The organism is Actinomyces sp. oral taxon 849 str. F0330 (assembly GCF_000239715.1).
GTDB classification, from domain to species: Bacteria; Actinomycetota; Actinomycetes; order Actinomycetales; family Actinomycetaceae; genus Actinomyces; species Actinomyces johnsonii.
The window spans coordinates 34,582-59,346 of record NZ_JH470355.1; the positions used below are offsets into that span (position 1 = coordinate 34,582).

Sequence of the window (24,765 nt, forward strand, 5' to 3'; positions counted from 1 at the left end):
CGCTGCGCGATCCCGGGCACAGGACGGCCTCACGGACGCCTTCGTCCAGGAGGGCCGCTACGAGGCTTCGGGCATCGGCCAGAGCGGGCGGAATCTGCGGGGGATCCACAGGATCACCCGCAGGCGCGGCCACGGGATCGATGACGGAATCGGTCACAGGGGCGAGGATACGAGAGCGCACGGCCCACTCCCTGCTGCTCTTCATCACAGTTCGGGCGGTCTCCCGCGCGTCTCACAGGGGCAGCCCGGCCACGGCCCGGCTCGGGTCGCGGGCCTCGCGCTGGCGACGGGCGTGCAGGGCGCCGGCCAGGTGCAGCAGGCGCGTCTCCCAGTGCTTGGTGAGATAGGGGCCCGCCTTCACCTCACCCAGGAGGCGCTCGGAGACGGGGGCGCCGGCATCGAGACGCAGGGTCCCGTTGTGGGGGACGACGCTGGGCTCGGCGACGTCCTGGGTCAGCAGGCGCACGGTCCCCAGACCGCAGGCGTGGCTGAGGGACGGAAGGCTGAAGGCGAGGGTGGCACCGGCCATGATGCCCACGGAGGTGTCCAGGGCCGAGGAAACGACGGCAGGCAGCCCGAGGCGCTCGGCCATGTCCAGGGCCCGGTTCACACCGCCCAGCGGCGCAACCTTGAGGATGGCGACGTCGGCTGCGCGCCGGTGCACGACCTCCAACGGGTTGGCCGACAGCCGGATCGACTCATCCGCGGCGATGGGCACGTCGACGGCGCGGCGCAGGTCGGCCAGGTCATAGACGGCGGCACATGGCTGCTCGACGTACTCCAGGCCCCCAGCGGCACGGTCCATGCGCGGCAGGTTCTCGCGGGCGGTGTCCACGTCCCAGGCGCCGTTGACGTCGATGCGCACCTTTCCCGCCCGCCCCACGGCCGAGCGGACCGCTTCGAGCCGTTCGAGATCGGCGGCGCGCTGCTCGGGCCTGCCGGAGACCTTGACCTTGGCAGTTCTGGCTCCGGAGGACCGCACCATCTCGACCGCGTCCTCGGCGCCGACCTCGGGGACGGTCACGTTGACGGCAATGGTCTCGCGGTAGCGGGGCAGAAAGGCGCGGCCCAGGGCCTGGGACAGTCCTGCGGCGAGCCAGGGCGCGCTGGCTTCCGACCCGTAGTCCCAGAAGGGCGCCACCTCTCCCCAGCCGCCCGGGCCATGGAGCAGGACGCCGTCGCGACGGGTAATGCCGCGAAACGGCGTCGTCAGGGGGATGTCCCAGACCACGGCGCGGTCGATCCGGTCCAGCAGCCCGGTGGAGTCCTGAGCATGGAGGGAGGCGATGTCGATCTCGCCGTTGGCATGCTGATGGTCCGGACTCACGGTCACAGAATACGCATGATCTTCAACCATCATGATGAAACCGGGACAAGGGTGGCGGGCCCCACCTCGACGAACGCCCGACGAATGCCGTCCGACTCCATGAGCACGTCGTTGACGAGCAGCGAGCGCGGTCATAGGGGCCTTTCAATGCGGTGAGCCGGCACGATGATAGGGCACGGTCCACTAAGACGCCGACCGCGGCGCCAGCAGGAGATGTCTTCCGCAGGCTTAGTAGAATGGCTCAAACGGTTGAATTCGCGATCAGACCGGACAGAAGGGGAGCCATGAGCGAGGGCGGTACGGGACGGAGCGGCGCAGGACACGGCCATTGGAGACCCGTCACCCCGGTCTCGGCGATGGTGGTGGGGCGTCTGATCCTCGGGGTGCCCGGGGTCATCGGAATGACGGTGATCGTGTGCGTGTGGTCCGCGCTGACCGGGACCGGCCTGGGGTTCGGACGGGCAGCATTGTTCTCCCTGGTGGCGGTGACGGTGCGCGAGGCCATTGATGCTTCCGCCCACCGGCTCATCATGCGCCTGTGGCGTTCCCGGGACGCTCACGGCCTGCTGCTGACTCTTGTCGCCGTGCTCTGCCCCGCCGTCGCCGGGTTCCTGGCCGCCTGGCTCGTTGCTCCGGCGTCGACGACGGCGCTGACGGTACTCACCTGGCTGCCGTTCATGGCCTTCGTCGCCGTTATTGAGAAGCCGTGGGACACCTCGCTCGGCTACGACGCCCTTCAGGAGCACATCCACCAGTCCCATCCGATCCCGCCGGAGTACGTCACCGCCGACTTCCGCGACGGCCGCCGGTACGTCCCCGAGCTCAGCCGGGAGATGCTCCAGCGATAGGCCTGACCAGCACTGCGAGAGGGACTCCAGAGCTCCCAATTCAACCGCAAGGCAAATTATCTCACATCCCATAGCCCTCCGCATGCCGAACGCCTCGGAGCACCAGCCAGTCAGAACCTTTGATCCTGTTTCTCCCGCTCCCATCGACACTTCAGCACATCCACAGCGTTGCAACGTCAATCACGTCTCAACCACCCAGCAACACCACTGGTACGCACAGCGTCAACACCGTCCACAACCACCCGGACCAGCCGACATCCTTCCTCCTGAACCTCGTCAGGTGTGACAGTCGCCATATGGTTCATAGGCTCATCACGTGAGGGGTCCAACCTCACATGTACACCGATGGGAGAGGAAACATGGACCGCAGGAAGTTTCTGAGGACTGCCACTGCAGCTGGCACCGCAGGCGTCGCACTGACTCTGACGTCAACATCCGCCTTCGCCGGTATGACACGCCCAGCCAACACGATTCCACCGGGCAAGGCAGCCGCATTGACCGACGCCCAGAAGGATCAGAAGCTCACCGACATCCTCAACACCCTTGAGGCCGTCCCCAACGACCTCAAAAATGCCGACCCCGCAACCACCCCCGACTACAAGAACCGTCTCTTTGTCGCGACTAACGGTATCACCGTCGTAGAAGCTCCAGGTACCACACAGGAAGATGCTGCTCAGTTCGGCGTTGGCGGGTGCGTACTGGCAGTTGCAGGAGTAGTCGTCCAGTATGGAGTTCCGGTTGCGAAAGTCATTGCCTGGATCAGGAAAGCCAAGGCACTCTATGGTGCCGTTAATTCAATCAGAAGCGCAATCTTGGTAGGCACAGCAGCTGGCGAGATCGGCGAGGAGGCAGCCACCGTCCTCATGGGAATTCTCGGACTCGATAGCGTCGTCAACGCCTGCTTCTGATCAGGCCACGAGATTCACGAGCTCGGAAATTATGATGCGCCAGATCACCACCCCCGCAGGGGACGACGCTACCTGGAAGCAGGCCGTCCCTCTGTGGGGGGTGGTGTACGGACGGATCGGTCTCGGCATTCTTGAAGCAGTCGCACTAGGGGTGGTCGTGGCCACCTGGTCTGCCCTCGCCCACTCCGGACTCGGCTCCGACCAGATCACGGGATTCGCCATTCTGGCGACCACGGTGCGCGAGGTCCTCGACGCCTCTTCGATGCGCCTGACCATGCGCATTCTGCGCACCAACGACATGAACGCAACACAACGGACCGTGGCCGCCATCATCTGCCCCGCCATCGGTGGAGCGCTGGGGGCCATGGCCTTCGCACCGCACTCCCTCACTCAGTTGACCCTGGTCACATGGGCACTGTTCATGCTCATCGCATGCACGCTGGAACAACCATGGAAGACACCGATGTCCTACGAGGAGATGAAGGAACGCGGCCGCCAGACCCGACTGATGACCCGGGAGCACTTCGCCGAGGAGATCGCCGACGGTCGGATGACCTTCCGCCCCATTGATGACGAGGGCTACTTGCTCGACGAGGACGGCGACCGCATCGAAACAGACCGATCAACCAACCAGTGACAACCAACTGACCAGCAATGCGAAATTCTCCAGAATCATGGATATGCCTTAGAGACCGCAGACCACCCCGACGAATTAAGCGAAGCGACCGACGCACATCCCCTGCATACATACTTGGCGATCCACATTAAACGTACCTGCATAAACGCAACCACCCACTGACTCCGCGAACAAACCCCACGGTATTAACATGGAAACGAACATAGTTAACAACGAAGCACATAAAGACCCTTGGGAGTCCCCAATCCCTCTTCAGACAACAATAATGGGACAATTCATTTTGGGAATCCCTGAGGCAATCATACTCGGAGCCATGGTCGCAGTATGGTCGGCACTCACCCAATCAGGCTTGGATTTCAATCAGGTGACGGGAATCGCCATCCTGACAGTTCTTGTCCGCAAAACGGTCGACACTATAATGATGCGCTTCATCATGCGCGCCAGACGTTCACCGGAATATAAAGGGGCAATAGCAACAGCGGTCTCATTCATCTTCGCACCCGTCGCAGCCGGCACATCCACTTTCTTCACTTCAACGATGTCTACGTCTTTGTTTTTGACAAGTATTATCTGCCTATTTTTCTTCATCGTTATTTGCTCGATTGAAAAACCGTGGGACACATCAGTGAGTTATGAGGAGCTCAAGGAACGAGGACGCAAAGTTCGCATGATGACCCGGGAGCACTTCGCCGAGGAGATCGCCGATGGCCGGATGACCTTCCGCGCGATCGATGACGAGGGCTACTACCTCGACGAGGACGGCAACCGCATCGAGGAGTAGAGCTCCTCGTCCGCCGATGGACCAGCCGGATCGTAGGAGGAAATGAGGGCGATGCGCTCGTGCGCCATGCGCCTGGCCGTGCGCTCGTCCGGGGCAAGCAACGAGGCCCCCGTCAGAACGACATCGTGCCCGTCGTCGGTGCGGCACACGACCTGCGCCTCCCAGCCCGCGGGAACCTTGACGACCTGCGACTCCAGACGACCGCGCACCTGATCCCAGGCCAGCGCGTACTGCCCCTTCCAGCGGCCCTGACGCCCATGGACCGTCAGCCCCGAGGCGTCAACGATGACGTAGGTCGGCGCATGCAGCCAGGAGGACAGCACCACCAGGTACACCAGCGCGCACAGGTCCACCAGGCCAACAGCCCCCGGAATGACAAGGAGGGGAAGGGCGTATCCCGAACCGCCCCACATGAGGGCGGCGAGCTCGGCGGCCAGAGCAAGAGGCGGAATGAGGGCGAAGCAGCGCACAGTGAGCGACGTCGCACCCCCGTTGGCGCTGAACTGTTCCATAATAAGGGAGGCGGGGCGCTTCGGTCCCGATTCCGCAGGCAGGACCGAGACCTCTGGATGCGGGTCCCGGGCCAGGAGGTCGACGGCGTGCTCCCGCACCCGCTGCTGCGCCTGGCGCTCGTTAGCCCCCGTGACATCGAGCCAGGGAAGCTCGATCCGATCGCCTCCGAGGACCACAACGGTGCGGATGAAGGCCGACGCCCTGCTCAACTGAGACGAGCAGGTGGTCACGACGACGTCGATATGACCGCGCACGCTGTCCCAGTCCAACGTCCTGTCCCCCCTCTCCGAGCTCAGATGGATCCCGCCCGCGTCCACGCGCATTCCAGCTCTGCTGCGCAAGGAGCCAAGGGCCATCAGCATCGAGTACATGACCAGCGGAAGGGGCGCCAGGAGAAGGCCGGCGAGTAGTGCCAGCACCCAGCCGACACCATCACGCACCACGACTGCATTCGCAGCAACCACCTGCATGAGTATGAAGGAGCCGACCAGGACGACGAGAACGCTGACACCAAGTCCCCATGAGATCCACTGCCTCCTTCGAGCCGCACTGTTGGGGAATACCAAGGGGCGCAGCTCGGATGAACCGCTCCCCTGATCGTCGTAGGACCTACCGCCTGAGCCCATGGGAACCTCCTTCCTCATCGGCACCGACGCTACGCGGGTGGAGCACGCTCCCGCGATAGGCTCTGCTCCCCATTGGCGGTCGCATCTCCCACGAGCGATCCCGCCGTCGAGCACGCCGACGACGGGATCACGGCGCTTCGAGCGCCACCCTGCACTAGGAGGGGACGGAAGGTCCGTAGGGCATCAGGATTTCTTGAAGTCGTACTGCGGATACTTCTGGGACCAGGCGATGGCGGCCTCATCCTCCTTGCCCTCGCCATAGGTGTTGACGACCAAGTCCTCGAGGCTGCCATAGGTGGCCTCATCCATCTTGATGGAGCCGAGCCAGCTGGCGACCTCGGGATACTCCTGCGCGAATCCCTCGCGCCCCAGGAAATGGAGTCCTTCGCCCTTGCCGAAGGCTCCCTTGGGATCCTCCAGGTCGCGCATGTTGAAGGTGGTGTTCGCCCAGAAGGGGTGCCACAGGGTGACGACGATCTCCTGTTTGGCGTCAACGGCTTTCTTGAGCTCGGTGAGCATGCTCGCGGTGGAGGAAGTCAGGAACTTCATGTCCTGCAGCCCGTATGCCGGGATCACCTTCTCCTCGGAGACCTTGACCAGACCGGACCCTGGCTCGATACCGACGATCCGGTTGTCGATCTGCGAGGCGTGGGGCTTGATGTCCTCGATCGAGGCCATCGAGGAGTAGTCGGGGACCGACCAGCACAGCTTGGCCGAGTCGTAGTAGGCCCCCAGGTCCTCGATGTACTTGCGGTACTTGTCCATGTAGTCCTTGTGGGTGATGTCGGGCCATGCCGAGGGGTAGAGATCCACCGCCCCCTGGCTGAGTCCCGCGTAGAGCGGCCCGGCCTCGCTCAGGTCGGTCAGCTTGATCTGGTACCCGGCCTTCTCGAGCTGAGTCTTGAGCAGATGGGTCATGGACAGGCCATCGCTCCAGGACGGGACGAAGCCCAGCCGGAGCCGTTTGCTCCCGCCAGAGCTCCTGCCGCAAGCGGCCAGGGATCCCGCGGCCGCCAGTGAGGCAAGGGCGGTAGTGAACGTGCGGCGGGAGGTTCGCATGGCATTCCTTCGGTGGGCGCCCGGCGTCGGCGAGGGTGGAGCGGAAGAGCATTGTCGAGTCATGAGTCACCGCTTCTTGATGAGCGAGAGCAGCGAGCCCTCCTCCCGCGGCGCACCGAGAGCCGCGGTCACCCGGTCCAGGAAGATCGCCAGGAACACGATGGACAGTCCCGCCTCGGTCCCCTTGGCGATGTCGATGGTGGACAGGGCGTTGACGACTTCCTTGCCCAGGCCGTCGGCGCCGACCATGCCCGCGATGACGGCCATGGACAGGGCCAACATGATGACCTGATTGACGCCGGCCATGATAGTGGGGATGGCCAGGGGCAGCTGGATGCCCCGGAGGATCTGCCAGTCGGTCGCACCGAAGGAGCGACCCGCCTCAACGGTCTCCTTGTCCACCTGCTTGATGCCCAACTCGGTCATCCGCACCCCGGGGGGCATGGAGAAGATGAGCGTGGCGAACATGCCGGGAACCACTCCGATGGAGAAGAACAGGACTGAGGGGATGAGGTAGACGAAGGCGGGCATCGTCTGCATCAGATCGAGGACCGGGCGAATGACCGCGCTGACGTACTTGTTCCGGGCGGCCCAGATCCCCAAGGGGATCGCGAAGATGAGAGCGGTCAGGGTGGCGATGGTGACCAGGACCAATGTCTCCATTGCGTTGTCCCACTGCCCCAGGGAGATGACGAGCAGGAAGGTGACGGCGGTTCCCACCGCCAGCCTCCATGACTTCGCCACCCAGGCGATGAGCGCGAAGACGATCACCATGAGCAACGGTGGCACGGCCAAGAGCAGGTCCACGAGCGTGTCGTTGACCGAGGTCCCGGCATGGGAGACCACGGTGAGGAGGCCGTGAAGATGGTTCTGGATCCAGTCAATGAGGCCTTCGACCAGCTTGCCCAGAGGAATCTTGGGAATGAAGGTCTGTACGGGAATCATCAGGCGTCGGCTCCTTCGGCCTCGGTGGTCTCACTGGCCTCTCCGGCCTGCTCGTCGGTCTGCTCCGCCACGGTGTTCCGCGCGGCGTCATCGGCCTGTGCAGGCTCGGAGCTCTCGGCGTCCTCAGCGCTGCCGGCGCTCACGCCCTGGTTCTGATCGCTGATGGCCGCCAGCAGGGTGACACGTGGAATGACCCCGGAGATCCGCCCGTCGTCGTCGACGACGACGATGGGGGCAGCGTGCTGCGCGGCGTAGGAGAACAGCTCGTTGACGGGGGTCGTGTGCGACACGACCGGCATCTCGTGGACCGTGGATAGCGGCAGGATGTCGGAGCCCTCCTTGACCGCGCGGGCGACGTCGTCCTCCCAAACGTATCCGAAGGGCGTGCGGTCGCGGTTCTGCACCAGCAGCCATGAGGGCTGGTTCTCCCTCAGGAGCTTGTGGGCGGCGCGCGGGCTGCGGTCCGAGCCCAGGATCGCGTAGGGCGGTTCCGCAATGGAACCGGCCGTCAGCACCCGGGTGCGGTCGACGTCGGCCACGAACCGCGAGACGTAGTCGGAGGCAGGGTCTCGGAGGATCTCCTCGGCGGTGCCGACCTGTTCGATGCGCCCGTCGCGCATCATCGCGATCCGGTCCCCCAGCCGCATGGCCTCGTTGAGGTCGTGGGTGATGAACAGGATCGTCTTACCGAGTTTGCCCTGAAGGTCGATGAGCTGGTCCTGCATCTCGCGGCGGATCAGCGGATCGAGCGCGGAGAAGGCCTCGTCCATGAGCAGGATGTCGGTCTCGGCGGCCAGCGCGCGGGCCAGCCCCACGCGCTGGCGCATCCCTCCGGAGAGCTCGCCCGGCTTATAGCCGCCCCAGCCCTCCAGCCCGACCAGTGACAGGGCCTTCTCGGCCCGGCGCTCGCGCTCGGAACGGCCGACCCCCTGGATCTCCAGGCCGTAGGCGGCGTTCTCCCCCACTGTCCGGTGCGGTAGGAGGGCGAAGTTCTGGAAGACCATGGAGACCCGCCTGCGGCGCAGCTCGCGCAGCTTCGACTTGGAGATGTGGGCCAGGTCCTCCCCGTAGAGGGTCATGCTGCCCGAGGTGATGGGAAGCAGGCCGTTGACCATGCGGATGAGCGTGGACTTGCCCGAGCCCGACAGGCCCATGACGACGAAGATCTCACCCTTGTCAACGTCGAAGGAAGTGTCGATGACGGCGGCGGTCTGCCCCGACTTCCTCAGGTCGTCCCGCGTCTTGCCAGCCTTGAGCTTCTTGACTCCGTCAGACGATCGGCGACCGAAGACCTTGTAGACATGGTTGGCCTCTATTACTTTCACAGCACTCCTCGCGATCTAGCTCCTGGACCTGCACCGCAAGGAGGATACAGAGGCGGATTGTGAAGCCCGCTTCCGGGACCCTCGTGACGGCCACAAGCCCATTTCATGGTGCTGCGGAGCATTCAGGTGGTCAATTTGAAGGCACCCCAGAACCCTCGGATTCGCGGGCCATTGGGCCTTGACACGCCTGCGGGCGTGGTTGGGGACACGCCCGACGAGCGGGACGAGGATCGCCTCACGAGCAGAGTCTGCCTCACCGATCCTCAGCGCCGGAAATGATTGAAACGCTCACGGATAACAAGGACTCCCATGAGCCATGCGCACCGACGAACACAGACAGTCCATATATCCAATGATTCGCACATCCGCAACTGGAGGATCTCAAACACCCTAGAAGTGAGTATATTCACATTTTATGTCGACGTTCGGTGCGGGGTGGACCTTCCGAAGATCTGACGTCGGATCAGATCGCGTCTCGGATCACAATGACGGGCCACGCAGTACACACCCCCCGCCGTCGACTACGGGAGCAAGGGAGCGTTTGGCGGTCTCACCGCCCCGCATCATGGCCGCAGGACAGCGGGAAGCGGCCGCTCCTCGTCTCCCACCTGGACGGACCCCAGAACGGACACCGCCTTCCATTTCAACAATTTTGTTGAGAAGCGAATCAACCGAAGCCACCCAAAGAACGCAGTTGTCCCAAACTACAAGAATGGTAGGATAAATCGCGCATTGACACCCCTCTTAGATAGGAGTTCCCCGATGAAAACCGTCGCCCGCATCTCCCTTGTCGCCCTCCTTCTGGCGGGCTTCGCCGCGCCGGCCAGTGCCGCACCGACCACCGCCCCCGCGAAGCAGGACAACTCACCGACATTCATGGGCAGGGCATACAACGACTGGTGCCTCCTCTTCCCGCCCGCTCCGGCATGCAGCCGCTCAAAGTTCTGGTCATAAAATCACTGGCTCTTGAGGTGTTTACTCCTGCAACATAACCTTGCAGGAGTAAACACCCTTGAGTTCATTCAAGGCAATCCCACCACTACCAACCATTACAGAACCAAAAACCGATAGTTAATTTATTCCCAGAATGCAGAGAACAAGTTTACTCTCCTTTTTTTGGGTGCGGTACAACAGATTTATGCCGCACTTGCGGAGAGTTACGTTGCTACTCACCGCCTCACTCATCACACTCCTCGACCTTCAAACTCTCCTCACCTCACCCGACCGAGTTTCAGTAACCTACGAAGTACTGCAGATCTTCACATTCATAATTTATATCTACATCAAAAAACTCCCTGTCGGCATGGCAGGATTTACAACAGTACTTGTACTGTCTTTCATAACGCCAAACATACACCCCTCATGGGGATGGATCCTCGCCTACGCCATCATAGTCGACCTCATTGCAACAGACAGGATTCGCTTAGCAATCCTTGAATTCTCGATTCTATTTTTGGCGCAAATTAGCGGCGAATACGCATTAACTAATATTCTGGCCCCAACCATCTTATGGGGCCTTATGTGCTCAAGTATTGGAATTATTCTGCGACGAGCCAAGGAACGCTTGGAGCAGATACAACAGGAGGCGGAGCGTTCCAAGGAGATCGCTGCCGAGCTCATTCAACAGCTGCGCCGCGACATTGCCGACAGTCTCCACGACGACCTGGCCGCCGACCTCACCCGTATGCTCATCATCTCCCGCTCCATCAAGATTCCGAACGGTGACGACCGCGACCGCATTCTCGATCTGCAGGACCGTACCCAGCAGGCCCTGTCCCATTTGCGCCTGCTCATCCACAACCTCGCCGTCTCCCAGGGGCTGCCCAAGGAAGAGCCCACCCTTCAGGAGATCATCGATTCCAGCGCCGCCACGCTGTCCCAGCGCGAGATCGTCCTGGATGCGGACCTCGACGGCATCGAGAAGATCCCATCATTGCACCGCTCCGAACCCGGCCGGCTCCTGGTGGCCTTCATTCGCGAGAACACTCTCAATGCCCTCAAATATAACTCCCCGCACGACCTCGTCTCCCTCTTCGTGGAACACGAGCAGGACACTCTCTTTATCAGCTGCAGTTCGCCCTGGCGCGCGCAGGAGGTCCCCGAGGAGATGCGCGGAGGGTACGGTTTACTGGCGCTCCAGGATCGGTTCGAGAGCGCCGGGGGTTCACTGAGCTCCAACCGGATCGGAACCTCCTGGACCGTTCTCGCCAGTCTCCCCTGGAACGAGATCGCCATACCGACCACTAATGCGAGATCCCTCATGTCACCGCCGGAAGGAGCCGCTTATGCCTAGCCACACCTTGCGTTCCCTGCGAGTCCTCATCGTCGATGACGATCCCGTCATCCGTACCACTTTTGCCGAGCAACTCGATGCGCAACGGGCCATCACCGTCGTGGCCGCAGCCTCCGGAGGAAGACAGGCCATCAGCCTGCTCATGACCGGGCAGCAGCCGATCGACGTCGTCCTGCTGGACAGCGACATGCCGGATATGGATGGGGCCCAGACCGCGAAAGCGATCTACCAGCGCTTCCCCAAAATGCCCATTGTCATGTTCACCGTTTTCAGCCGCGACGAAATGCTCGCCGATGCTCTAGCAGAAGGCGTCAACGGATTCATCACCAAGGATGAGAGCACGGAGAACGTCGCCGCTGCACTTCTCCGCGCCAGCCGAGGCGAACCGGTCATGTCCTCGCGCCCCACGGAGATGCTCGTCAACGCCTACCAGTCCGAGCAGCGCCGTCGAACCGCCGAGGCCCGCACCCAGCAGTTGGTCGCCGAGCTCCCGCCTCGGCTTCAGGAGGTCTACGCCTGCCTCCTCGAGGGCCTGACCAACCGCCGCATCGCCAGGAGGCTCGATATCTCCGAGAACACCGTGCGCATCTACGTCTCCGAGGTCCTCCACCGCCTCGGTCACACCTCGCGCACCGAGCTCATCGCCGCCGCCCTGGGAAACTGAGCGAGTTCGACCGGCCCTACGCTGGGGCCATGAACGCCAGCCCTGCCCCATTCCGCCCGCTGCCGCACCGCGTCTCGGAGATCTTCGATCCCTCCCATTGGCGCGAGGTGCCCGGCTTCCTCCACGCCAAGGCCGGTGGCCCACTGTCGCAGGAGGCCCTCACGGACGTCACCTACCACCGGGGATGCGTGCGGGACGGGGACGGCACCTGGCTGCGGGATCTGCCGGTGGTCCGGGTAGCTTTCAACCGCCCCGAGGTGCGCAACGCCTTCCGCCCCCACACCGTCGACGAGCTCTACCGGGCCCTGGATCACGCGCGCATGAGCGGCGACGTCGGCGCCGTCATCCTCACCGGTAACGGCCCCTCCCCGCGCGACGGCGGTTGGGCCTTCTCTTCTGGGGGCGACCAGCGCATCCGCGGCCGGGACGGCTACCGCTACGAGCGCGACCAGGCGTCCGCTGCTACCGAGACGACAACTGCGGCCACCGGCGATGCGGACGATGGCGCCTATAGCCACGAGGCTGACGTCGCCGCCACCCAGGCCCGCCTCGACACCGCAAGGGCCGGCCGCCTCCACATCCTGGAGGTCCAACGCCTCATCCGCACCATGCCCAAGGCCGTCATTGCCGCTGTGCCGGGCTGGGCGGCCGGCGGCGGGCACAGCCTCAACGTCGTATGCGACCTGTCCCTGGCATCCATCGAGCACGCGCGTTTCAAACAGACCGACGCGGATGTCGGCAGCTTCGACGCCGGCTACGGCTCCGCGCTCCTGGCCCGCCAAGTCGGGGACAAGCGCGCTCGCGAGATCTTCTTCCTGGCCCGCACCTACGACGCCGTCACCGCCGAACGCTGGGGGGTCATCAACGAAGCGGTCCCCCACGCCGAGCTCGAGGAACGGGCCCTGGAGTACGCGGCCACCGTGGCAGGAAAGTCCCCGCAGGCCATCCGCATGCTCAAACTCGCCTTCAACCTGGCCGACGACGGCCTGGCCGGCCAGCAGATCTTCGCCGGCGAGGCCACGCGCCTGGCCTACATGACCGACGAGGCCGTCGAAGGGCGCGACGCATTCCTCCAGCGCCGCACGCCCGACTGGTCTCCCTTCCCGTACTACTTCTGACCCCGAGCCGCCGTCGAGACCGCATCTCGAGGCTTACGGTCGATATATCGACGACATTCCGATTCATAGCGAGTACCGGAATGGGGAGAATATTCTGAAAGGGAATTCACGCTCTCAGAATTCTCCGCAGACTCCTGCCGGAGACGGTAAAAGAAGTACTCATCATCGTCTGCTCATCGCGACGGCCACCGCCCTCTCCAGCCGCCCCTCCAGCCGGACCTCAGGAAACCGCGGAATGCCGGGAAATTACCCCAGGCGCACTGACGTCTGTCAGTATCGAGGCCGAGATTCTCAGAGTGATTTCACTGTTAACTACCTCACGATTTGGGTGCTCGTTTCACCATGCCGCTCCTCGGCCCGCCGCTAGGCGGAGTCCCCGGCAGGACTGGCCGAGGGCCCGGGGGACGGTGAACCGGTCGCGGTGCCGGCCCGGTCGGAGTCCTCGCTCACCCGCAAGGTAACCAGAGGCGGCGTCGTCGGCTGGGCCGATCCGCCGGTCGGCTCCATGGTGATGACGATCTGCTGGCCGGGCTTGGGCATGATGTCGAGGAAGGAGAAACCGGCACCGTCGCGGGGATCGTAGACGCCCAGCGAGGTGGTCGCCTCCCCCTCTTTGAGCCAGACCTGGAGACTGCGCTCACCGGCCGACTCCTTCATGGCAGCCGGTAGGGTCAACGCGGTCATGCTCATGTCCCGAGACCAGGTGAGGGTCGCGACGTGGCCGTCCGGCATTGTGTCGGTCACCCGCTGGACGTCCTGGGCCTGATTGAGGTGGGCGTAGTGCTGGGTGGGGGCCATGGAGTCCATCGCCTCGTCGACCGCGCCCCGTGCGCTCCAGCGCCCCACGCCGACACCGACGCCGAGCAGGACCACGGCCGCGGCCGCCCGAATCAGGCCGGTGCGCCAGGAGGAGCGGCGCCTGCGACGCGCATCGAGAGAGACAACGGATGAGTTCGCCGAGCCGGCCGAGCCGGTTCCATGTCCATCGGTTCCATGCTCAGCGACAGGCTCCGCGGAAGAGTTCACCGCGGAGTCGCCGTCGGCGTCACCGCCGGTCTCATCGGCGCCCTCATCAGCAGTGCCGACGGCCTCGTCGACCTGATCCGTCTGCGGTTCGCGCGCGATGGCCTCCAACAGGGAGGAGCGGATCTCGGCGGGCGGGGCCACGGGCCTGAGCGAGGCCCCGAGCAGGGCGCCTGTCTCCGAGTCGAGCTCATCGTCGAAGACCTCGATGTCGTCGATGGCCCTGACGCCATCGAGCCCCCCGGCGCCCGGCGCATCGGCGCCGCCGTTGATGGCGTCCTCGTGAGTCTTGTCGTGGTCGCTCATGACTGCACCCCCAGCTCTCGTCGTAACCGTGCCATTCCGTCCCTGATGCGGGTTTTGACCGTTCCCAGCGGCGTATCCGTGCGGCGGGCGATCTCGCGGTGGGTCAGGCCGGTGAAGTAGGCCAGCTCGATGGTGGAGCGGTAGGGCTCCCCCACTGCCTCGAGCGCCCGGTGCACCTGCTCGCCCACGAGTCTGTCCTCGACCTGTTGGATTGTCAGGTCGACGTCGGGCATGTAGTCATGCCACCGGCTCTCCCGGTCCCGGGAGGACTGGGAGGAACGGACCCGGTCGATGGCCCGGCGCCTGGCCATGGTCACTAGCCAGGCACGGGCGCTGCCCCGGGCCGGGGAGAAGGAGCCGGCCGTGCGCCACACCTCGAGGAAGACTTCCTGGAGGACCTCCTCGCTCTGGGCGCGGTCGACGACGATCTGCAGGATCAGCGCGAAAAGGCGAGAGGACCAGGCGTCGTAGAGGCGGGCGAAGGCGTCGGCGTCGCCGTCGGCAACCTGTGCGATCCAGTCCCCCTCGGAGCTGCTGGAACTGCTGCTTGTCACAGGGGAATGGTAGGTGAGCCCGCGGGCGGGGACGGTGCGCGTCCCGGTCCGCGGTTCCAGCGTCACCAGGCTCATCGCATCGTCTCCTCGGTCGTCCCTGCCGTCACTGTCGGGTCACCCGAAGGTGAAGGAGTACAGCTGCAGCCCGGGCGATGCCTCCAGCTCGAGCTCGCCTGATCCCACCTCGTCGGTGTGGACCAGTTCCATCCCGTTGGGCACGCCGGAGACGTGGGTGGTGCGGGTTTGCCCGTTAACCGTCCAGGTTAGGTCTCCCTCCCCGGAGACGACGAGGTTGACCTGCTTGCCGCGGTAGGACAGGCGCAGTCGGCCCTTACCCTCAACCGGGGCGATGGACTGCGGCTCAACCTTCCATGTGCCGTCCAGGGCGAAGGTGTCGACCTGAAGATGGGAGGGGAAGGAGAAGGAGTGCTGTCCCTTGTGCAGGGCGCCCTGTGCGAAGCCGGAGGCCCGGTCCGACCCAAGGTAGGTCTCGGGAGTGCGGGGGCTGTTCGTGCCCGCGTCGTCGTTAACCTCGGAGAAAACGGGTGCGGGTAGGGACGCGTTCGGATCGGCCTGCTTGAGCAGTTCGCGGATGTGCTTCTCCGTGGTGGCCTCCCCGCCTTCGCCGACGTGGGTCTGGCGGACGTTGCCCTTGGCGTCGGCCAGGTAGTGGGCGGGCCAGTAGTGGTTGTCGAAGTTGGTCCAGGTGGTCAGATTGGAGTCGACGGCCACCGGGTAGGTGATGCCCAGGCGCTCGACGCCGCCGCGCACATTGTCAACCTCCTTCTCGAAGGCGTACTCAGGGGAGTGGACGCCGATCACCTGCAGGCCGTACTTGGCGTAGGTCTGGTGCAGCTTCTCGATGCCGGGTACGGAGCGCTGGCAGTTGATGCAGGAGTAGGCGAAGAAGTCCACCAGGGTGACCTTGCCGGTACGGTCCTTCTGGGTCAGGGGCTGGTCGCCGGGCGTGTTGAGCCAGGCCACCGCGCCCTCGATGGCGGGTAGCGGCCCGCAGTCGCCGAGCTTGGCGGCTCCGGGCCTGCAGGGCCCAGAGGAGGAATCACCGTGCAAAAGGGAATCAGTGCGGGCCTGGAGGGAGGCCGTGTAGTCGGGCAGGCGGCGCTGGAGAGCAGCCGGGGCGTCCAGGACCAGTGCCACGGACAGGCCGAGCATGACGACGCCAGCGGTAACGCGGATGGCGCGCTGACGGGTGCGGAAAGCCCGGATCCGCTCTGTGATGCCGCGCCCGGCCAGGGCGAAGGCCAGCAGCGGGATCGCCGTGCCGATGGCGAAGGACAGGGCCAGTGCGACGGTGTCGACGCCGATCCTCCCCGTGGCACCCGCCACGGCGACGGCCGCCAGAACCGGGCCGGCGCAGGGCACGTAGGCGGCCCCCAGCACCAGGCCGAGGAGGAACCCGTTCGAGGGGTTCTTCGAACCGCCGAAGCGCTGGAAGCGCGCGAAGGGGCGCTCCAAGATCTCCATGACCCTCGGCAGCATCATGCCTAGGCCGATGAGGGCGAGCATGACGATGCCGATCCACCGGATGAGGTCCTGCGGCAGGTGGAGAAGGCTCAGCAGGGTCGACCCCAGAAGCGTGAACGCCGTGAAACTGACCACAAGGCCGGTCACCACGAGGTAGGGATGAAAACGGGAGGCGGGGCCGTCGTTGGACTCCTCTCCGCCCCCGCGTGCGCCCTGCGCTCCCGCGGAGAGGAGGATGACGGGGAGCACGGGCAGGACGCACGGCGAGATGCCCGTGATAAGCCCTCCGAGCAGTCCGATGACCACCAGACTAGAGATGGTTGTCACGATGATTCACCCTTTCGGTCCGTTTGTTGTTGCTAGTCTCGAAAGTGGTTCGGAGCCATCGGCAACGGGGATTGTCGAACAACCACATAGCCGTCTATGACGATCGTCACTTACGACGGGCGCCGTCGGACTCCCACATGAAACGTCTGCAAACAGCACGGACGACGGCGACTCCGGATCCGCAAGCGCGGGTCGCCTCTCAGTGACTCACAGTGATTCACGCCGACCCGCACTGACACCGCACCAGCAACCGCATAAGGAGAACTCATGCGATCCACCGCTACTCGTGCCAAGACCTTCGCCGCCTCACTCCTCATCGTCACCGCCGGACTCGGTCTGGCCGCCTGCTCCGGCTCCGGCTCGAGCAATTCGACCACTCCCGCCACCGACCAGACCGCCGGCAAGAGCAGCGACGGCGGCGCCGCGACCCCCAGCGCCGACAGCAAGATGTCCGGCGGTGCCGACAACAAGGGCGGCGTCGAAGGTTCCGCGAAGCCCGAGGGCGGCGACCAGCAGGGCGGTTCCGAGGGCGGCGACCAGCAGGGCGGTTCCGAGGGCGGCGACCAGCAGGGCGGCTCCGAGGGCGGCGACCACCAGGGCGGCTCCGACAGCACTGCCACCAGTCAGCAGGGCGGCTCCGTTCAGGGCGACAACCACCAGGGCAACGGGGGTGGCGGCCAGCAGGGTGGCTCCGCGAAGCCCGACAGCGGCGGCGAGCAGGGCGGCGGCAACTGAGCCGGTACCTGCACCATCCATTTGACGGGGACCCCGTCACAGCGACAGCTGTGGCGGGGTGCTCCTCATGTTCTACCCCCTCAATCCCCTCTCCAGCGCACGTGGGACACGACCAGCCGTAGATCACGACAGCGTTGCGGTCGGGCCACTTCTCATGCCAGGCTTCCGGAGGCCGGGTCGGTGGACAACGGACGACCAAGACACCGTTCGAACTGCAAGCCGTTCACCGACCCGGTCACTGCACTGTCCGCTCCCCCGATCCCCCGGAGGCGCCCATGATGTCCACCCTGCTGGAGAAGACCGACCCCACGCGGCGACGGATCGGAACCGCGATCGTCGTCGGCGTCATCGGAGGGCTCTTCTCCGCCATCGTTAAGTTCGGATGGGAGGTCCCCTTCCCGCCCCGCACCTGACTCGTGACACTTTGGTGGGGTCTGGGTTTTGAGGTGGGTTTTTCGTTGGTATTCCGTGGTGTTGGGGGTGTGCTGGCACACTAAGGGGCCGGTAGGGTGGGGGTGGTGAGCCCGTTTCTGCGTAAGGTCAAGACAGCCTCTGGGGCGACGGCGGTGCAGATCGCGGTCAAGGAAGGGCGCCGGGACAAGGTGATCGAGCACCTGGGATCGGCCCACACTGAGGCCGAGCTGGCTGCTCTGATGGAGATCGGCCGGCACCGCATTGCCCCGGACCAGCTGGCCCTGGACCTGACTCCCACGCCACCGGCGGTTTCGGGACTCCTCACGGCCTCAGCCCCGGTCGGCACTGATGCGGTGGTGGAGTCCAAGCGCTCGGGCCTGCTGTGGGACGTTCTGCACGAGGTCTACACCCGTCTGGGGCTGGGGGACGCCACTGGGGGTGATCGGGCGTTTGAGCAGATGGTTCTGGCGCGTCTGATCGAGCCGTCTTCCAAGGCCCAGGTTCCCCGTGTCCTGGGTGACCTGGGGCTGGAGCCGGTCAGCGTGCGGACCTTGTTCCGCTCCCTGGGGCGCTGCGGGCAGCGGGGCTACCGTGAGGCGATCTCCCAGGCTCTGTTCGAGCACGTCACCGCCAGTGGGGGTCTGGCCCTGTGCCTGTATGACGTGACCACCCTCTACTTCGAGGCCGAGCGTGAGGATGATCTGAGGCGGGTGGGTTATTCCAAGGACAGGCGGGTCGACCCCCAGGTCATCGTCGGCCTGCTGGTCGACCGCCGTGGTTTCCCCCTGAGAATCGGGTGCTGGGAAGGAAATAAGGCTGAGACCTCCACGATCATCCCCATCGCGGAGGCCTTCCAGGCCGCCCACGGCATCGCCGATCTCGTGGTGGTCGCTGACGCCGGCATGCTCTCGGCCACCAACCTGGCGGCCCTGGATGAGGCGAGGCTGCGGTTCATCATCGGGGCCCACCAGGTCCGCGCCCCAGGCGACCTTGAGGCCTACTTCCACTGGGCCGGGGACGCCTTCACCGATGGGCAGCTGATCGACACCATCACCCCCAAGAGGGGCTCCAGGAGCCAGCGCGACATCAGCAGTCGTCGTGAGCCGGTGTGGGACCCGCACACCCATCCGGGCTCATGGAGAGCGGTGTGGGCCTACTCCAAGAAGCGAGCGGCCCGGGACAACCAGACCCTCACAGCTCAGGCCAACCGCGCCCGGGCCGTCATCGCCGGCGAGAAGCATCCCAAGGGCACGCGTTTTGTCACCGTCCATCAAGGCGATCAGGTCCTCGATGAAGCGTCCATCGCCAGAGCCCGTTCCCTGGTGGGTCTCAAGGGCTACGTCACCAACATTCCTGCACGCTTGATGGATGCCGGTGAGGTCGTCTCCTCCTACCACGAGCTGTGGCACGTCGAGGCCTCTTTCCGGATGAGCAAGCATGACCTGAGGGCCCGACCGGTCTTCCACCACACCCGAGACGCGATCGAGGCTCACCTGACCGTAGTGATGGCCGCCCTGGCCGTCGCCCGCTACCTCCAGGACACCACCGGTATCAGCATCGCCAGGATCGTGCGCGAGCTACGCGGCCTGCAGGAAGTTACCATCAACCTCAACGGCCACCACCTCGCAGCCGCACCGCGTCTGACCGACACCGCCGACGACATCCTCACCGCCATGAGCACCCCACCCCCGGCACACTAAGCGTCATGAGTCAGGTCGGAGGGCTCTTCTCCGCCATCGTTAAGTTCGGATGGGAGGTCCCCTTCCCGCCCCGCACCCCAGAGCGCAACGCCACGAACCCGCCCCAGAGGCTCCTGGAGCAGTTGGGGATGAGCTCGGGGCAGTCCCACGCCGGCGTCACCTTCAACGGCAACGAGGGTCTGCCGATCTACTCCTTCATCATTCACTTCAGCTTCGCGATCGTCTTCGCCCTCTTCTACTGCGTCATGGCGGAGTACTACAAGTCGATCACGCTGTGGCAGGGGGCCGCCTTCGGTCTGCTCGTGTGGGTGGGGGCGCACCTGGTGCTCATGCCGCTGACGGGCACGGTCCCCTCGCCCTTCCCATGGGTCGCCGGCGGGCAGACCTGGGCGGAGCACTTCTCCGAGGCACTAGGGCACGTCATCTGGCTGTGGTCCATCGAGCTGGTGCGCCGTGACCTGCGCAACCGCATCACCCACCAGCCCGATCCGTGGATTCCACTCGATGCCGAACCGGCCCGCTGAGCCACAGCGGTCCCGCGACCCCCATAGTGTGGGCTGCACCGTTATTTCGGTGCAGCCCACATCGTTCGACAGCGTCGTTAAGCGACTGCAGGACGGGTGTCGCCTTGCCGTAGATATCCCTTGTACTCAGCCCATTCGATGACCTGGAGCCATTGTTGGTCCACTCGCTCCACATTATCACCCCCAAATAACGAGAAAAACTGGAGACCTGGAATTTGCATCCCTTTTCCTTTCGGTCGCACACGGCTAGGTCGACCATAATACGCGAACTCCTCCGTGCTCTCATCTTCAACTCGCCATTTTTTCCACTTCCTCGAGACGTAAAGACCGTCGACACTCGATGGCCCCGAGGGACTCACCGAACGCGTCTTCGTCACGAAGGCTCCCCAGCGGAATTCCTCCCAGGAGAAGTCGTGGCGCCTCCAGTAGCACACAAGGAACCGATAGGCGTGCACACCGTCACGGTCCACCACGGTGAAGCTGAGAACCAACGAAATCATCAGCAGAACCATAAGAACGGAGAACAGAATCGCTAACATTATCCAGAACAAATGAGGTTCCTGAGTCGAATACGGATCAGCAGCACTATGAATTCGTTCAGCGATGACCGTATACACCAAAGACCCGAACGCATATATAACGAATATCCATAAGAGCAGCATCACCGGAGTGCGCAGAGCCGTCAGATACAGACGATCCCGAGAACGCCACCTACGAGGAATGCGCGTCTGCGGCTCATCACTTTGCACACCATCAAGAGACATCATGACCCCCTTCCGATCGCGGACGCCGATCATCAATCATATTCACATGGTTCAGATCACAGTATTCTAACGTGTGCTTCGATCTGACACGCCGGTCTCACTTGGGATCACGACAGGTTGGCGGAGTCGGAGAAGACCTCACAGAGTGATGATGACGATAGCGGCTGCGAAGGCGATGCCGTAAGCCAGCTCCAGAAGTCCTGCGTCACGCAGGGAACCGATGAGGTCGCGACCCCTGGCACCAGCGCGAACAGGGGCGGTGGCTCGACGGACCAGCGGCAGGAGCAGGAGCGGAACACCCACTGAGATCAGCAGGCTCAGCAACGGGCTGACCCGTCCCCCGCCGTCGGCGGGACTGGCCGCGGCATCACGCGCCCATAGGAGCCCGACCGCCCCCAGCAGGAGAGGCAGGTAGAGCATGGCAAAGAAGGCGCGCCGCGCCCCCTGCTCCCCCAGGCGGACGGCCAGGGTCATCTTGCCGTGGTGGGGGTCGGTGTCGATGTCGCGCAGGTTGTTGACCATGAGCAGGGAGCAGGCGAGCAGGCCGATCCCGCAGGCCGAGGGCCACAGCCAGCCCGGGACCGTGCCGGCCTGGACGTAGGTGGTTCCCACGGTAGCGACCAGGCCGAAGAAGACGAACACGAACACTTCCCCCAGGCCGGCGTAGCCGTAGGGGCGGGGGCCTCCGGTGTAGAACCAGGCGGCCGCGATCGCCGCAGCGCCGATGATCAGCAGCCACCAGTGTCCGCTCAGGACCACCAGGGCCAGGCCTAGGAGGGCTCCCAGGCCGAAGAAGACGAAGGCGGCGAGCTTGACCGTGCCGGGGGCGACCTGCCCGGAGGCGGTCAGGCGGGGCGGCCCGGAGCGCTCGTCGTCGGTGCCGCGCACGCCGTCGGAGTAGTCATTGGCCAGGTTGCAGCCGACTTGCAGCGCCAGTGCCACGCCCGCGGCCAGGAGGACACGCACTACCGAGAGGTTCCCCATCGCGGCGGCGGCCCCGGCGCCCAGGATGACGGGGGCAACGGCGGCAGGCAGGGTGCGCAGGCGCACTACCTCCGCCCAGCTGGTGGCGCGAGGTCCGCCGTCCTGTGCGCTCTCGACGCTCTCGCCGCTCACGACTCTCTCCAATCCTCTAGGGTAGGCGGCAGCGACCCTACCAGCGCCACCACCGGTGCCGGCACTCTCACCAGCACTGTCTTCATCAGGAAGCCCCCGTGACAGCCGCAGCCTCCCGCCCCCACAACCCCTCGGGCGATCCCGCACCCGGCCGCCCGGCGGATGCCCCCTCGATGCGCGAGCGCGCCCTGGGGGCGCTGACCGGTCTGGCCCTCGGCGACGCGCTGGGCATGCCCACCCAGTCCATGAGCCCGGAGCAGATCCGCCAGCACTACGGCACCATCACCGGCCTGCGCAGCGCTGTGGCCGAGCAGCCCATCGCCCCCTCGATGCCGGCGGGCAGCGTCACGGATGACACCGAGCAGGCCCTCATCCTGGCCGGCCTCGTCATCGACGGCGGCGGTCACATCGACCCCCACCGGTTCGCCGATGCCCTCCTGACCTGGGAGGACGACATGCGCGCCCGCGGCTCCCTGGACCTGCTGGGTCCCTCCACCAAGCTCGCCCTGGAGCGGGTGCGCGCCGGTGCTGACCCGCGCCGCACCGGTCGGGAGGGCACTACCAACGGCGCCTCCATGCGGGTAGCCCCGGTGGGCATCGCCTTCTCCCTGAGTACCGCGGACGACGCTCTGGCCCAGGCCGTTCACGACTCCTGCCTGGTCACCCATGACACCCGCCAGGGCTTCGAGGCCGCCGGGCTCATCGCCGCCGCGGTCAGCGCGGCCATCGACGGAGCCGACGCCGAGGCCGCCCTGGAGGCGGCGCTGGACTTCGTGGCCGCCCATCCCAGGAGGGGCCACTGGACGGAGAAGGCCTCCGTGGCAGCCCGCGCCCGCCTGGCCCTGGAGACGAGCAGGAACCTGCATGACGACGCCCTGGCCGACCATCTGCGCGAGTACGTCGGAACCTCGGTGGAATCGGCGGAATCGGTCCCCTGTGCCCTGGTCGTGGTGCGCGAGTTCGCGCAGCGCCCCCTGACCGGCCTGTGCTTCGTCGCCGAGCTTGGGGGCGACACCGACACCATCGCCGCGATGGCCGGGGCGATCCTGGGAGCGAGCGCACCTCGTCTTCTTCCCGCCGAGCCGGTCGGCCAGGTGCTGGAACGCTCCGGCCTAGAACTCGGCCCGCTCTGCGAGGCCCTGCTCGCTATCCGCTCCGGGGGCGGCGGGAGGTCCCAGGAGGTCATCTCAGACGGGAGGCGGTCATGACCGGGCGGGTCATTCACACCGGTCAGGTCGTCATTGACCTGGTCCTACGGGTCGAGGCGCTTCCCGAGCCAGGCGCCGACGTGTTCGCCGACGAGGCCGCCATGGCCGTCGGCGGTGGCTTCAACGTGCTGGCGGCTGCCCGCGGGCTCGGCGTCGAGACCCTGTACGCCGGGCCGCTGGGCGAGGGTCCCTTCACCGAGGCGGCTCGGCAGGCCCTGGAGGCGATCGGGGTGGACCACGTCGGGCCGCTCGTACCGGGCGACCAGGGCTACTGCGTGGCCATGACCGATGCGCGAGCCGAGCGCACCTTCGTCTCCACGCGCGGCGCCGAGACCCGGGGGCCGCTCGACGCTTTCGACCACCTCGAGGTGCGCGGCGACGACGTCGTCTACATCTCCGGCTACTCCCTGGCCGATGAGGCCTCCAGGGTCGCGCTGGAGCGGCTGGTGGGACGGCTGGCACAGGACCGGGTGGGTTGCCGGGCGCTGTTCGACGTTTCCCCCATGGTCGGCTCAGTTCCGCTGCCCGCGCTGGAGCGCATCGGCGAGCTGGAGCCCATTTGGTCGCTCAACGAGCGGGAGTCGGGTCTGCTCGCCGCCCGTCTGGGGTCGGCGGTGGAGGCCGGCGACCACGCCAGCACCTGCGAGGCGCTGTCGGGCCCGCTCGGGACGGTGCTGGTACGGGCCGGGGAGCGGGGCTCCTGGTTTGCCGACGGCGGTTCGGCGACCCGCACCCCGAGCATCCCGGTGACGCCCGTGGACACGAACGGCGCCGGGGACGCGCACTCGGGGGTCCTGGCCGCCGCACTGGCCCGCGGCATGGACCTGGCGACGGCCCTGCGCTGGGCGAACATCGCCGGCGCCCTGACGACGACGCATTTCGGCCCGGCGACCTGCCCAAGTGAGGCGGAGATCAGGGCCCTGGCCTAAGAAGCTCAGTGGGCTCGTTGGGCTCGACGGGCTCTGCGGCTGCGGCGAGGAGCCGGGCGACCGTGCGCCGGTCGACCTTGCCGCTGGGGCGCAGCGGCAGGGCCTCCAGGACGACGATCCGCTTGGGGGCGTGTGCGCCGTCCAGTCGTGTGCGGACCGCCTCGCGCAGGGCCGCGCCGTCGGGGCCGCCCCGGTTGCCGGGCGTCTCCTGCCCGGCAGCGGGCTCGAGTACGACGGCGGCGACGACCACGCTGCCCCACTGCGTATCCGGCAGGCCGACGGCGCAGGCCTCGGCCACCGCATCCAGACCGGTGAGGGCCTCCTCCACGGTGCGGGGCTCGACCTTGACGCCGCCAGTGATGATGACATCGTCCAGACGGCCCAGGACCTCCAGGCGCCCATCGGAGCGCAGCCGGCCCCGGTCCGAGGTGGCCAGGACGCGTTTACCAGCGCTTTCGAGAAAGCTCCCGCCGGCGTCGTCGGGCGCGCAGTCGGCGGGTTGCAGGTAGCCCTCGGCCAGGACCGGACCGGAGATGAGGATGCGGCCTGCGCCTTCGGCGTCGGGGTTCTGGATGGAGAGCTCGACGCCGTCCAGGGGACGGCCGTCGTAGACGCAACCCCGCCGGCCGTCACTCA

Annotated in this window: 24 protein-coding genes and 1 pseudogene; 14 read left to right on the forward strand and 11 right to left on the reverse strand. The window is 65.5% G+C overall.

Features of this window, described 5'->3' with window-relative positions:
- Window positions 1-232: 232 nt before the first annotated feature.
- Window positions 233-1,360 (reverse strand): o-succinylbenzoate synthase, encoded by a 1,128-nt coding sequence (locus tag HMPREF0975_RS10425; RefSeq protein WP_009234133.1) that lies wholly within the window; start codon window positions 1,358-1,360, stop codon window positions 233-235.
- Between the two features lie 251 nt (window positions 1,361-1,611).
- On the opposite strand from HMPREF0975_RS10425, the gene HMPREF0975_RS10430 reads away from it, so the two are divergent.
- The 4 genes from HMPREF0975_RS10430 (at window position 1,612) to HMPREF0975_RS10445 (ending at window position 4,501) form a co-directional block, all read left to right on the forward strand.
- Window positions 1,612-2,175 carry a hypothetical protein gene (locus tag HMPREF0975_RS10430; protein WP_009234134.1) on the forward strand — a complete coding sequence of 188 codons (564 nt, stop codon included), beginning with the start codon at window positions 1,612-1,614 and terminating at the stop codon, window positions 2,173-2,175.
- A gap of 359 nt (window positions 2,176-2,534) precedes the next feature.
- Complete coding sequence (locus HMPREF0975_RS10435; RefSeq protein ID WP_009234135.1) at window positions 2,535-3,083, forward strand: twin-arginine translocation signal domain-containing protein; 549 nt, start codon at window positions 2,535-2,537, stop codon at window positions 3,081-3,083.
- Between the two features lie 31 nt (window positions 3,084-3,114).
- Entirely contained in the window at window positions 3,115-3,720 is a 606-nt protein-coding gene (locus tag HMPREF0975_RS10440) for a hypothetical protein (RefSeq protein WP_009234136.1), read from the forward strand.
- A 190-nt stretch (window positions 3,721-3,910) separates the two neighbouring features.
- Complete coding sequence (locus tag HMPREF0975_RS10445) at window positions 3,911-4,501, forward strand: hypothetical protein (protein ID WP_009234137.1); 591 nt, start codon at window positions 3,911-3,913, stop codon at window positions 4,499-4,501.
- Here HMPREF0975_RS10445 and HMPREF0975_RS10450 read toward each other — a convergent pair.
- From HMPREF0975_RS10450 to HMPREF0975_RS10465, 4 genes are all read right to left on the reverse strand, one after another.
- Window positions 4,465-5,640 (reverse strand): hypothetical protein, encoded by a 1,176-nt coding sequence (locus HMPREF0975_RS10450; RefSeq protein ID WP_009234138.1) that lies wholly within the window; start codon window positions 5,638-5,640, stop codon window positions 4,465-4,467. The two genes, HMPREF0975_RS10445 and HMPREF0975_RS10450, sit on opposite strands and share 37 nt — an antisense overlap.
- 183 nt (window positions 5,641-5,823) lie before the next feature.
- Window positions 5,824-6,699, reverse strand: coding sequence for a glycine betaine ABC transporter substrate-binding protein (locus HMPREF0975_RS10455; RefSeq protein WP_009234139.1), 876 nt, complete (start codon window positions 6,697-6,699; stop codon window positions 5,824-5,826).
- A gap of 66 nt (window positions 6,700-6,765) precedes the next feature.
- Window positions 6,766-7,644 carry an ABC transporter permease gene (locus tag HMPREF0975_RS10460; RefSeq protein WP_009234140.1) on the reverse strand — a complete coding sequence of 293 codons (879 nt, stop codon included), beginning with the start codon at window positions 7,642-7,644 and terminating at the stop codon, window positions 6,766-6,768.
- Window positions 7,644-8,969: a quaternary amine ABC transporter ATP-binding protein gene (locus HMPREF0975_RS10465; RefSeq protein ID WP_009234141.1), complete on the reverse strand. Its 1,326-nt coding sequence runs from the start codon at window positions 8,967-8,969 to the stop codon at window positions 7,644-7,646. The genes HMPREF0975_RS10460 and HMPREF0975_RS10465 overlap by 1 nt, the downstream gene beginning before the upstream one ends.
- 762 nt (window positions 8,970-9,731) lie before the next feature.
- On the opposite strand from HMPREF0975_RS10465, the gene HMPREF0975_RS10470 reads away from it, so the two are divergent.
- The 4 genes from HMPREF0975_RS10470 (at window position 9,732) to HMPREF0975_RS10485 (ending at window position 13,044) form a co-directional block, all read left to right on the forward strand.
- Window positions 9,732-9,923, forward strand: coding sequence for a hypothetical protein (locus tag HMPREF0975_RS10470; RefSeq protein ID WP_009234142.1), 192 nt, complete (start codon window positions 9,732-9,734; stop codon window positions 9,921-9,923).
- A gap of 610 nt (window positions 9,924-10,533) precedes the next feature.
- Window positions 10,534-11,262, forward strand: coding sequence for a hypothetical protein (locus tag HMPREF0975_RS16780; RefSeq protein WP_021607955.1), 729 nt, complete (start codon window positions 10,534-10,536; stop codon window positions 11,260-11,262).
- The gene (locus HMPREF0975_RS10480; protein WP_009234144.1) at window positions 11,255-11,926 is read left to right on the forward strand and encodes a response regulator; all 672 of its coding nucleotides are present in this window, start codon (window positions 11,255-11,257) and stop codon (window positions 11,924-11,926) included. Before HMPREF0975_RS16780 ends, HMPREF0975_RS10480 begins: the two co-directional genes overlap by 8 nt.
- A 29-nt stretch (window positions 11,927-11,955) precedes the next feature.
- On the forward strand, window positions 11,956-13,044 hold the full coding sequence (locus HMPREF0975_RS10485) for a 1,4-dihydroxy-2-naphthoyl-CoA synthase (RefSeq protein ID WP_009234145.1): 1,089 nt from the start codon (window positions 11,956-11,958) through the stop codon (window positions 13,042-13,044).
- Window positions 13,045-13,407: 363 nt separating this feature from the next.
- On the opposite strand, the gene HMPREF0975_RS10490 is transcribed toward HMPREF0975_RS10485, so the two are convergent.
- From HMPREF0975_RS10490 to HMPREF0975_RS10500, 3 genes are read right to left on the reverse strand one after another with little or no spacing between them, the layout of a single operon-like run.
- Complete coding sequence (locus HMPREF0975_RS10490; protein WP_009234146.1) at window positions 13,408-14,373, reverse strand: anti-sigma factor; 966 nt, start codon at window positions 14,371-14,373, stop codon at window positions 13,408-13,410.
- Window positions 14,370-15,002, reverse strand: a complete 633-nt coding sequence (locus HMPREF0975_RS10495; RefSeq protein ID WP_009234147.1) for a sigma-70 family RNA polymerase sigma factor — start codon at window positions 15,000-15,002, stop codon at window positions 14,370-14,372. Before HMPREF0975_RS10495 ends, HMPREF0975_RS10490 begins: the two co-directional genes overlap by 4 nt.
- Before the next feature lie 39 nt (window positions 15,003-15,041).
- Complete coding sequence (locus HMPREF0975_RS10500) at window positions 15,042-16,739, reverse strand: cytochrome c biogenesis protein CcdA (RefSeq protein ID WP_009234148.1); 1,698 nt, start codon at window positions 16,737-16,739, stop codon at window positions 15,042-15,044.
- A 267-nt stretch (window positions 16,740-17,006) separates the two neighbouring features.
- Between HMPREF0975_RS10500 and HMPREF0975_RS10505 the strand changes: the two genes are divergently transcribed.
- The 4 genes and pseudogenes from HMPREF0975_RS10505 to HMPREF0975_RS10515 all read left to right on the forward strand — a co-directional run bounded on the left by HMPREF0975_RS10505 (window position 17,007) and on the right by HMPREF0975_RS10515 (window position 20,112).
- Entirely contained in the window at window positions 17,007-17,474 is a 468-nt protein-coding gene (locus tag HMPREF0975_RS10505) for a hypothetical protein (RefSeq protein WP_009234149.1), read from the forward strand.
- A gap of 275 nt (window positions 17,475-17,749) precedes the next feature.
- A pseudogene (locus tag HMPREF0975_RS15695) lies at window positions 17,750-17,884 on the forward strand (YagU family protein); the annotation flags it as partial.
- 108 nt (window positions 17,885-17,992) lie between these two features.
- Window positions 17,993-19,588, forward strand: coding sequence for an IS1634 family transposase (locus tag HMPREF0975_RS10510; protein WP_049939783.1), 1,596 nt, complete (start codon window positions 17,993-17,995; stop codon window positions 19,586-19,588).
- Between the two features lie 5 nt (window positions 19,589-19,593).
- Window positions 19,594-20,112 carry a YagU family protein gene (locus tag HMPREF0975_RS10515; protein WP_009234152.1) on the forward strand — a complete coding sequence of 173 codons (519 nt, stop codon included), beginning with the start codon at window positions 19,594-19,596 and terminating at the stop codon, window positions 20,110-20,112.
- A gap of 77 nt (window positions 20,113-20,189) precedes the next feature.
- On the opposite strand, the gene HMPREF0975_RS10520 is transcribed toward HMPREF0975_RS10515, so the two are convergent.
- Together HMPREF0975_RS10520 and HMPREF0975_RS10525 are read right to left on the reverse strand one after the other, a co-directional pair.
- Window positions 20,190-20,879, reverse strand: a complete 690-nt coding sequence (locus tag HMPREF0975_RS10520) for a hypothetical protein (RefSeq protein WP_198009176.1) — start codon at window positions 20,877-20,879, stop codon at window positions 20,190-20,192.
- 135 nt (window positions 20,880-21,014) lie between these two features.
- Window positions 21,015-21,992 (reverse strand): 1,4-dihydroxy-2-naphthoate polyprenyltransferase, encoded by a 978-nt coding sequence (locus HMPREF0975_RS10525; RefSeq protein WP_009234154.1) that lies wholly within the window; start codon window positions 21,990-21,992, stop codon window positions 21,015-21,017.
- A 173-nt stretch (window positions 21,993-22,165) separates the two neighbouring features.
- Here HMPREF0975_RS10525 and HMPREF0975_RS10530 point away from each other — a divergent pair, with 173 nt between their 5' ends.
- Both HMPREF0975_RS10530 and HMPREF0975_RS10535 read left to right on the forward strand, forming a co-directional pair.
- Window positions 22,166-23,200 (forward strand): ADP-ribosylglycohydrolase family protein, encoded by a 1,035-nt coding sequence (locus HMPREF0975_RS10530; protein WP_049939833.1) that lies wholly within the window; start codon window positions 22,166-22,168, stop codon window positions 23,198-23,200.
- The gene (locus tag HMPREF0975_RS10535) at window positions 23,197-24,129 is read left to right on the forward strand and encodes a PfkB family carbohydrate kinase (RefSeq protein ID WP_009234156.1); all 933 of its coding nucleotides are present in this window, start codon (window positions 23,197-23,199) and stop codon (window positions 24,127-24,129) included. Before HMPREF0975_RS10530 ends, HMPREF0975_RS10535 begins: the two co-directional genes overlap by 4 nt.
- Here HMPREF0975_RS10535 and HMPREF0975_RS10540 read toward each other — a convergent pair.
- On the reverse strand, window positions 24,113-24,765 hold a 653-nt coding region (locus HMPREF0975_RS10540), incomplete at its 5' end, for an AMP-binding enzyme (RefSeq protein WP_009234157.1). The two genes, HMPREF0975_RS10535 and HMPREF0975_RS10540, sit on opposite strands and share 17 nt — an antisense overlap.

Coding starts and splice junctions, on each gene's coding strand:
- HMPREF0975_RS10425 (WP_009234133.1), bottom strand. CDS start 1,360: ATGATGGTTGAAGATCATGCGTATTCTGTGACCGTGAGTCCGGACCAT.
- HMPREF0975_RS10430 (WP_009234134.1), top strand. CDS start 1,612: ATGAGCGAGGGCGGTACGGGACGGAGCGGCGCAGGACACGGCCATTGG.
- HMPREF0975_RS10435 (WP_009234135.1), top strand. CDS start 2,535: ATGGACCGCAGGAAGTTTCTGAGGACTGCCACTGCAGCTGGCACCGCA.
- HMPREF0975_RS10440 (WP_009234136.1), top strand. CDS start 3,115: ATGATGCGCCAGATCACCACCCCCGCAGGGGACGACGCTACCTGGAAG.
- HMPREF0975_RS10445 (WP_009234137.1), top strand. CDS start 3,911: ATGGAAACGAACATAGTTAACAACGAAGCACATAAAGACCCTTGGGAG.
- HMPREF0975_RS10450 (WP_009234138.1), bottom strand. CDS start 5,640: ATGGGCTCAGGCGGTAGGTCCTACGACGATCAGGGGAGCGGTTCATCC.
- HMPREF0975_RS10455 (WP_009234139.1), bottom strand. CDS start 6,699: ATGCGAACCTCCCGCCGCACGTTCACTACCGCCCTTGCCTCACTGGCG.
- HMPREF0975_RS10460 (WP_009234140.1), bottom strand. CDS start 7,644: ATGATTCCCGTACAGACCTTCATTCCCAAGATTCCTCTGGGCAAGCTG.
- HMPREF0975_RS10470 (WP_009234142.1), top strand. CDS start 9,732: ATGAAAACCGTCGCCCGCATCTCCCTTGTCGCCCTCCTTCTGGCGGGC.
- HMPREF0975_RS10480 (WP_009234144.1), top strand. CDS start 11,255: ATGCCTAGCCACACCTTGCGTTCCCTGCGAGTCCTCATCGTCGATGAC.
- HMPREF0975_RS10485 (WP_009234145.1), top strand. CDS start 11,956: ATGAACGCCAGCCCTGCCCCATTCCGCCCGCTGCCGCACCGCGTCTCG.
- HMPREF0975_RS10490 (WP_009234146.1), bottom strand. CDS start 14,373: ATGAGCGACCACGACAAGACTCACGAGGACGCCATCAACGGCGGCGCC.
- HMPREF0975_RS10495 (WP_009234147.1), bottom strand. CDS start 15,002: ATGAGCCTGGTGACGCTGGAACCGCGGACCGGGACGCGCACCGTCCCC.
- HMPREF0975_RS10505 (WP_009234149.1), top strand. CDS start 17,007: ATGCGATCCACCGCTACTCGTGCCAAGACCTTCGCCGCCTCACTCCTC.
- HMPREF0975_RS10515 (WP_009234152.1), top strand. CDS start 19,594: ATGAGTCAGGTCGGAGGGCTCTTCTCCGCCATCGTTAAGTTCGGATGG.
- HMPREF0975_RS10520 (WP_198009176.1), bottom strand. CDS start 20,879: ATGATGTCTCTTGATGGTGTGCAAAGTGATGAGCCGCAGACGCGCATT.
- HMPREF0975_RS10530 (WP_049939833.1), top strand. CDS start 22,166: ATGCGCGAGCGCGCCCTGGGGGCGCTGACCGGTCTGGCCCTCGGCGAC.
- HMPREF0975_RS10535 (WP_009234156.1), top strand. CDS start 23,197: ATGACCGGGCGGGTCATTCACACCGGTCAGGTCGTCATTGACCTGGTC.